This is a genomic window from Micromonospora sp. NPDC047753, from assembly GCF_040642735.1.
Lineage (GTDB): Bacteria > Actinomycetota > Actinomycetes > Mycobacteriales > Micromonosporaceae > Micromonospora.
In genome coordinates, this window is sequence record NZ_JBEYSL010000316.1 from 1 (window position 1) to 8056 (window position 8056).

Sequence of the window (8056 nt, forward strand, 5' to 3'; positions counted from 1 at the left end):
CCGCCAGGATGCCGTACTGCAGCGCGTCCTGCGCACCGGCGTCCACCGAGGGGATGAACTCCCGGGGGATGCGGCCGCCGCTGACGGCGTTGGCGGAACCCGGGACGGCGACGGCGCGCGGGATGACCCCGGCGCCGGCACGGGGCGTGGGCGTGGCGCCGGCAGGTCGCGCGGCCTGCTGATCGGGTCCCGACCGTCCGGCACACCGCCAACCCGGGCTTGCGCGCACCCGCCCGACGGCGCACAGTGCACCGCGTGAGTCGTACCTCGTCCCGCCGCGCCGGCCTGGCCGCCCTGTCGACGGTGCTGCTGATCGCGAACCTGGCCATCGCCAGCTGCCGGGACGCCCCGACCGAGCCGACGTCGATCCGGATCGCCACCGGCAGCCCCACCGCTGTCTACTACGCGTTCGGGCGGTCCCTGGCAGCCATCCTCAACCGGGAACTCCCCGACGTACGGGCCAGCGTGGTGATCACCGCCGCCTCGGCGGAGAACGTCCAACTCGTCGGCTCCGGCGGGGCCGAGCTGGGCTTCACCCAGGCCGATGTGCTGCCCACCAGCACGGCGGGAAGCCCCGCTGTCGACGCCGTCGCCCGGGTGTACGACGACCAACTGCACCTGGTCACCACGAGCGGCGGCCCGGTCCGCACCGTCGCCGACCTGCGCGGCCGGCGAGTCTCCGTCGGCGCGGCCGGCTCGGGCACCGAGATCACCGCGACGCGGCTGCTGGAGGTGGCCCGCCTCGGTGGTGACGAGGTGCGCCGGGAACGGCTCGGACTGGACGACTCGGTGGCGGCGCTACGCTCCGGGCGAATCGACGCGTTCTTCTTCTCCGGCGGGTTGCCGGTCCGGGGAATCGAGGAGTTGGCCGAGGCCAGCGCCATTCGGATAGTGGACCTCAGCGAGTGGACCGAGCCGCTGCGCTCACGGTACGGCCAGGTCTACGTCTCCCGCGACATCCCCCGCTCGGTGTACGGGGTGGATGCGGTGACCACCGTGGCCGACCCCAACTACCTGATCGTCCGGGCCGACCTGCCGGAGCCGTTGGTCCGTGAGGTGACCCGGCTGCTGATGGAACGCCGGGCCGAACTGGCCGCCGCCCATCCGGCGGCGGGACGGATGAGCCCCCGCTCGGCGATCGTCACCGCGCCGCTGTCGCTGCACCCCGGCGCCGCATCCTGGTACCGCGCCACCAAACCGTGACGGCCGAGCCTCACCGCGCCGGGGAGGGTCGCAGGTCGGCGGCCGGTTCCTCCTCCGCCGGCTCCACCGGAAGGGTCGGCGTCGGGAACCACAGGGCGGCGATCAGCCCCCGCGACTCCCCCGGGCGCATGGTGAGCCGCCCGTCCGAGGCGTCCACCAGCACGGCGGCGATGGTCAGCCCGAGCCCCGCGCCGTCCACATTCTGCGCGTCCGGGGCCCGCCAGAACCGCTCGGTCGCCTGGCCGAGCTGACTCTCGGTCATGCCGGGGCCCGAGTCGCGGACCTCCAGCGCCACCCCGCCGTCGCGGCGGGCCACCGTCACCGTCACCGCCCCGCCCGCCCCGCTGAACTTCACCGCGTTGTCGATGAGGGCGTCCAGCGCCTGGTCGACGGCGGTCGGCACGGTCTGCGCGTACGCCGGGGCGTCGGTAGTGGCCAGCCGCAACGCGACCGACCGGTGCCGGGCCAGCGGCGCCCATGCGGCCACCCGGGAGGCGGCCACCGCGGCGGCGTCCACCGTGACGCGCTCGTTCTCCTCCCGTTCGGCCCGAGCGAGGGTCAGCAACGCGTCGAGCACCAGCGCGAGCCGGTCGGTCTCCTCCAGGGCCAGCCGGTGCTCGGACCGACCGTCGGGGTCGGTGAGACTGGGCCCCAACTCCTCCACCCGCAGCCGCAGCGCGGTGAGCGGGTTGCGCAGCTGGTGGCTGGCGTGGGCGACGAAGGCACGCTGCCGGTCCATCACGTCGGAGACCACGTCGGCCATGTGGTTGAAGCTGGCCGCGAGGCGGCGCAGCTCCGGCGGGCCCAGCCGGTGCTGCACCCGGGCGCCCCGGTCGCCCTCGGCGATCTCGTGGGTGACCGCGTCCAGTTCGGTGACCGGGCGCAGCACCCAACCGGCCAGCCCGAACGCGGTGAGCACGCAGGCCAGCACGGCGAGCAGACCGGCCAGGGCGAGCAGCAGCCACCACGAGACGACGGCTCGGCGGATCGGGCCGGCCGGGGTCACGATCACCACCGCCCCGAGCACCTCACCGCCGTCGTTGATCGGTACGGCCACCACCACGGGGTCGGTCGTCCAGGGCCAGACCGACTCGGGGGCGCTGGTCTGCTGCCCGGAGAGGGCGACGTCCAGCACCGTCGCGGTCCCCGGGCTGGCCTGCCAACCCGGCGACGAGACCGGGATGTTCCGGTCCCGGTCGACGATCGCGGCGCTGATCGCGTACAGGTCGTCGTAGCTGGTCAGCTCCGACTCGATCGGGCCGGGCCCGCCGTCACGCAACGCCGGTCCGGCCAGCGAGGCGAACCGGGTCGCGTCGGCGAGCCGGTCGGCGCGGACCCGTTCGGTCTCGCGGCTGGCCATGGTGGCGGCCAGTGGTGTCTCCAACGCGATGAGGACGAGGACCATCAGCAGCAGATAGCTGATCACCAGGCGACGGCGCACGTCAGCTCCTCACGAGTCGCGCAGCCGGTAGCCGACGCCGCGTACGGTCTCCACCAGGCGGGCGTCGCCGAGCTTGCCGCGCAGCGACCCGACATGCACCTCGACGGTGTGCCGGTCGGCCCAGGTGGTGCCCCAGGCGTCGAGCAGGATCCGATCGCGGGGCACCGCCACCCCGGGCTGGCGGGCCAGCGAGAGCAGCACGTCGAACTCCTTGCGGGTCAACGTGACGGCACGGCCCTCGACGGTCACCGTCCGCGCGGCCACGTCGATGCGGACCGGTCCGGCCTCGATGAGGTGCCGCTCGGGCGCGGCGTTCGCGGCGCGGCGCAACACCGCCTCGATCCGGGCCTGCAACTCCACCATCGAGAACGGCTTGACCACGTAGTCGTCAGCGCCCAGGCGCAGACCCAGCACCCGGTCACGTTCCTCACCCCGGGCGGTCACCGCGATGATGCCGAGCTGGCTGCTGCGCCGACGCAGCTCCCGGCACAGGTCCGTGCCGTCCCCGTCAGGCAGGGTCAGGTCAAGCAGCACCAGGTCACAGGGCGCGGCGGAGAGCGCGGCGGCGACGGTCGCCGCGTGCTCGACCTCGTATCCCCGGCGGGTGAGGGCGGACGACAGCGCGGCGGCCACCCGGCGGTCGTCCTCCACCAGCAGGATCCGCACCCGTGCCCCCGTCCCTCGCAGCGCTGTTCTGCGAATGGTGGCAGAAGTGCGCGCGAACCGGGAGGCCGCCCACCCGCCCTAAAGGCCGAAGGTGTCGTCGGCGGTGGCGTCCCGGACGCCGTCGGTGAAGCCGCGGAAACCCGGATCCTCGTGGCTGGCCGGCACGCTGGTGACGCTGACCCCGCCGGCCTGGGTGACCGCGTCGACCAGGGGCGGGTAGTCGATCTCGGCGTCCTGGAAGGCGTCGTCGTCCGCCTCCGCCAGGTTGATCACGTACTGCACGTCCTCGGACGGGGTGTCCGGGTCCTCGGCCCACTCACCGCCGGCCCGGTAGCACTCGTCGTACAGCGCGCGCTGGCTGTCGGTCCAGTCGTCGTCGTAGCTCTGCATCGCCCATCCCTCCGCGGCCCTTGACCTGAGCATGCCCGGCGGGAGGCGACGGGCGCGGCGGTACCGGCGAAAACCGGGCGGGCGCGCCGACCACCGCCCCGTACGCTGCTGTGGTGATCTACAAACTGCTGTCGAGCGCCGAATGGGACGACGCCCGCGCCGCCGGCGCCTTCACCGGCTCCGCGGTGGACCGGCAGGACGGTTTCATCCATCTCTCCGGCGCCGACCAGGTGGTCGAGACGGCGCGACGGTACTTCACCGGGGCGACCGGCTTGACAATGCTCAGCGTCGAGGAGGAGCGCCTGGGCGACGCGCTGCGGTGGGAGCCGTCGCGCGGCGGGCAGCTCTTCCCGCACGTGTACGGCCCGCTGCCGGTCGCGGCGGTGGTGGCGGCGCGGGCGTTGCCGGCGGACGTTCCGGTCGCCGACGCGGTGGCCGCCCTGCTGGGCTGAACCGGTGGCCCACACGGACGCGGCTGACCCGGTGGCCGCCCCACCGGCTGACGCGGACGCGCCCGACCCGACAGTGTCGGGCCGGGCGCGATGCCGTAGCGGCGGGGCTCAGCGGCAGAGCCGCTCGATCTCCTGCTGGAACCGGTCCATCGGGTTCGCCTCGGCCGGGCCGAGCAGGTAGGTCTTCAGCTCCCGGCGGGCCTCGGTCATCGGGTCGTCACCGGCCCGGGTGACCGACACGATCTTCTCCAGCTCGCCGCAGTCCTTGGAGAGCAGGTACGCGGCCCGCGCCGTCGGGTACTCGCGGCGGAAATCGTCCTCGGACAGACCGGCCGGGTTGGCCACCACGTACGGCCGCTGGCTCTGCACGAAGTCGGACACCACACTGGACACGTCGCTGATCAGCAGGTCGGTCTGGTTGAAGCAGTCGAACAACGCCGGCGTGCGGCCGGTGACCACCAGGTGCTCGGTGCCGTCCAGGGAGGACGCGTCCGGGTTGCCGCCGGCCGTGCGGATCGCCGTGACGATCCGCTCGTGCACGGCCTTCGCCGCCTTGGACCGCGACCCGGTGAGCGGGTGCGGCTTGTAGATCAGGCGCACCCGGGGGTTCGTGGCGAGCAGCCCCTTGACGATCCGCTCACCCATCAGCACCAGTGAGGTGTGGTACGGGTCGTCGTCGAGCCACCCCTCCCAGGTGGGCGCGTACAGCACTGTGAACGGCCGGTCCACCGACTCGGCGCCGAAGGTGTGCACCCCGGCGAGCTGCGGCCGGCCGATCTCGACGATGTCCGAGTCGAGCACCCCCACGCCGGCCCGCGCGTAGCGCTCCCGGCCGGCCAGGCCGGCGACCCAGACCTCGTCGTACACCTTGCTGTAGGGGTTGACGCTGGCCTGCTTGTCGCTGTCACCGTGCCCGACGAAGACGTGCTTCGTACCCGGCTCGCGGAGCATGTGGATGTTCGCGCCGACGTTCGCGGCGTAGAGCGCCGCGCGGATGCCGCCGAGGTCGAGGTTCATGAAGTCGACGCCGGCCGGTACGCAGATCACCGGCAGCCGGGTGTCGGCCAGCTCGAGGAACGCTTCCCGGCTGCGCATCAGCACCACAGCGCGCTGCTGGAGCGCCTCGGTCGGGGCGAGCCACATGTTCGCCTGGTAGACATCCTTGGCGGGGCCGGCGAAGTAGAGCGCCACCTCCGGCTTGTAGTTGTCCATCCAGCGCTGGACCGCCGGCAGCAACGGACCCTGCCCGCTGCCCCGACCCCGCAGCCAGGTCAGCGCGATGATGGCGCCCACCAGACCCGTCGCCACGACCGCCACCGCGCCGGCCACGAAGAACGGCGTGGGATCGTGCTGCACCGCGGCGGCCACGCCGGCCGGCACCAGCAGCAGGTTGAGCAGGGGCATCCGGTCACCGGCGACCGCCGCCGCCCAGGCGGGCGGCTGGGGGGCGCTGGACAGTGGACCCAGCTCGATGTTGCGCACCATGGCGGAGAGCGGGTTACGCCGCTCGATCATGGTGGAGAGCGCACCCGCGAAGACCGACACGACCCACACCGCGGCCGGCAGCACCAGCAGGATGGTCAGCTCGCCGCCGCTGAGCCGCACCTCGGCGACGACCAGCAACACGGCGGCGAGGTCGCGGGTCAGCTGCCGGTACGACCAGTGCAGGCCCACCTTCTCCAACAGCAGTTGCGAGGGCGGTGACCAGCGGGCGACGGCGAACTCGCCGATGATGGCGGCCAACCCGGCGACGGCGAACAGGCCGATCCAACCGAATACGCCACCGACGAGCATGACCAGGTAGGCCAGTACCAGTAGCGCACTCTGGGCGGCCACCCCGAGGCGTGCTGTCAACGTGCCGAACAAACGAGTTCGCTCCCTACGAGATTTCGTTGCGGGCGGTGCCCGTGATGGACCGACGTCACTCCCCCGTCGCGCAGCGGCTCAGTCGCGGCCGGCTGCGTGTGACTGCGACCTTAACGCGAGGGGACAGCTCGGTGTCGCTCGGGTATCCGGCACCATTTCGGGCAAAGTTGCGCACCGGGGCGCGCCCGACCCCCTGACGGGGTCGGGCGCTCGGCGCGGGTGAAGCGCTCAGCCGATCCGCCGGAAGCAGGTCATCGCACCGGGCGCCTTGCGCTTGGCGAACTCCTGGTAGCCCAGCTGCGGCACGGTTTCGCGGGCATACCGGTTGCCGTTGTAGACGCAGATGGTGCCCACGTCGAGGCGGTCCAGTGCCGGCGTCAACTCGGCCGGCGTCGGGCTGGCGGCACCGTCCGCGAAGCCGGCGAGCAGCAGTCGGTCCTTCGCGAACTGGGAGTTGAGGTCGTACTCGACGAGGTAGAAGTCACGGGGCAGGACAACCCGGACCTCGCTGGTGACGATCGGCGTGGTGCGCATGATCGTCTTCGGGGCGAGCAGCAGGCCCTGCGGACGGTCCAGGCCCTTGATCCAGAATGCGATCGCCTGACGCTGCTGCGGAAGCTTCCAGGTGGGGCGGTCGTGCACGTCGACCCAACTCTTCGGCGACCACATCGGGGTGGCGAACAACGCGAACGAGGCGACCAGGAGCACCGCGATCCCCCCGGACGCCGCCCGGCGCAGCGCCGGAGTCGGTGCCGGCACGCGCACGGTGCAGAGCAGACCGATCAGCGTCGGCAGGGCGAGCAGCCACGGCACGCGCCAGAGCACCACCGAGATGCCGCTCAACGCGCTCAGCAACTCCAGCACGCCGGGCACGAACAACACGCTCAGCGCGAGGGCGGCGCCGGCGGCGAGCAGGGCCGGCGTACGCCGACGGGCGAGCAACGCGCCGCACCACAGCGCCAGACCGCTGATGACCCCGACCACGCCGAACAGCAGGGTTCGCCGGTAGGTGTACGCCGCGTCGAAGAAGGCGTCGTCCGCGCCGGTCGCGCTCATCCCGCCGAGCACCAGGCGGGAGACCACCAGCGAGCCGATCGGGTACGCGAGGGCGGCGACCGCCGCGACCACGGCCGCCTTCCACCGGCCGACCAGCAGCATGGCGAACCCGGCGGCGCCGACCAGCATCGGCAGGATGATCGCCGCGGTGTTGGTGAGCCCGATCGCGGTGATCGAGAGCGCCACGATGAGCAGCAGGCTGCGCCGCGACCGGTTGTCGAACCACTCGGTCAGGTAGAGCCACATCAGCGGGATGACCGCCGAGACGAACATGCCCTTGCCCTCGTGCAGCCGGGGAAGGTGGAACGTGCCCAGTGCGGCGTCCCCGCCCGCGACGAGGTAGAGGTAGGCGATCGCCACGGTGAAGGCGAGCACCGGACGGCGCGGGGCCCACCGGTGCGTCAGCCGCCACAGCGCCAGCACTGCGAGCACCGCCATGATCGGCAGCAGCACGAACCAGAGAGCCGAGCTGGCGTGGATGCCGATGACGTTGGCGAACGCGCCGTCGAACACCTCGATCGACGGGATGGGCGGCTGCGAGCCCATCGACGGCAGCACGTTCTCGGAGAACAGGAAGTCGTTGAGCGGGATCAGGTCACGCTCGGCGATCCACACCGACTTGCCGACGTAGTAGACGTCGTCCGGGGTGTTGCGAGCCATGAACAACGACGAGATGCCGACCAGGACCGAGACGACCAGCGCGTACGCCGACTGCGCCGGAGTGGGTGCCGGGGCGGCCGGGGTGGGCGTCGGGCCGCTCAGCCAGGCCTGGCGCACCAGCAGCAGCCCGCCGACGGCCGCGAGCAGGCCGGACACGGCCGGGATCCACCAGGAGACGTTGACACTGGTGTCGGCCAGACCGGCGGAGACGGCGGCCACGGCGGCGGGACCGACTACTACCGGCCGTACAACGACGCGTTGCGGCAACGACTCGGGCTGGACCTCGACTGGGCGGACCGGGCGGCGTGACGACAGGGGTGGG

The 8056-nt window shown here is 72.5% G+C and carries 8 protein-coding genes; 2 read left to right on the top strand and 6 right to left on the bottom strand.

What is annotated here, in order from left to right:
• Nucleotides 1-229: hypothetical protein (locus tag ABZ749_RS23535; RefSeq protein ID WP_357231166.1), on the bottom strand; the 229-nt coding region annotated here is incomplete at its 3' end.
• 17 nt (nucleotides 230-246) lie between these two features.
• Between ABZ749_RS23535 and ABZ749_RS23540 the strand changes: the two genes are divergently transcribed.
• On the top strand, nucleotides 247-1203 hold the full coding sequence (locus tag ABZ749_RS23540) for a TAXI family TRAP transporter solute-binding subunit (RefSeq protein ID WP_357200346.1): 957 nt from the start codon (nucleotides 247-249) through the stop codon (nucleotides 1201-1203).
• Between the two features lie 10 nt (nucleotides 1204-1213).
• Here ABZ749_RS23540 and ABZ749_RS23545 read toward each other — a convergent pair whose 3' ends face one another.
• The 3 genes from ABZ749_RS23545 to ABZ749_RS23555 all read right to left on the bottom strand — a co-directional run bounded on the left by ABZ749_RS23545 (nucleotide 1214) and on the right by ABZ749_RS23555 (nucleotide 3700).
• Entirely contained in the window at nucleotides 1214-2644 is a 1431-nt protein-coding gene (locus ABZ749_RS23545) for a HAMP domain-containing sensor histidine kinase (RefSeq protein ID WP_357231169.1), read from the bottom strand.
• Nucleotides 2645-2653: 9 nt separating this feature from the next.
• Nucleotides 2654-3310 carry a response regulator transcription factor gene (locus ABZ749_RS23550; protein ID WP_357200340.1) on the bottom strand — a complete coding sequence of 219 codons (657 nt, stop codon included), beginning with the start codon at nucleotides 3308-3310 and terminating at the stop codon, nucleotides 2654-2656.
• Between the two features lie 78 nt (nucleotides 3311-3388).
• Nucleotides 3389-3700, bottom strand: coding sequence for a hypothetical protein (locus ABZ749_RS23555; RefSeq protein WP_355007115.1), 312 nt, complete (start codon nucleotides 3698-3700; stop codon nucleotides 3389-3391).
• A 113-nt stretch (nucleotides 3701-3813) separates the two neighbouring features.
• Here ABZ749_RS23555 and ABZ749_RS23560 point away from each other — a divergent pair, with 113 nt between their 5' ends.
• A complete protein-coding gene (locus ABZ749_RS23560; protein WP_357231172.1) occupies nucleotides 3814-4152 on the top strand; it encodes a DUF952 domain-containing protein in 339 nt (112 codons plus the stop codon).
• A 108-nt stretch (nucleotides 4153-4260) separates the two neighbouring features.
• Here the strand turns inward: ABZ749_RS23560 and ABZ749_RS23565 are convergent, their stop codons facing one another.
• Complete coding sequence (locus ABZ749_RS23565) at nucleotides 4261-6018, bottom strand: CDP-glycerol glycerophosphotransferase family protein (protein WP_357231175.1); 1758 nt, start codon at nucleotides 6016-6018, stop codon at nucleotides 4261-4263.
• Between the two features lie 228 nt (nucleotides 6019-6246).
• Nucleotides 6247-7953, bottom strand: coding sequence for a DUF6077 domain-containing protein (locus ABZ749_RS23570; RefSeq protein WP_357231178.1), 1707 nt, complete (start codon nucleotides 7951-7953; stop codon nucleotides 6247-6249).
• Nucleotides 7954-8056: the final 103 nt, after the last annotated feature.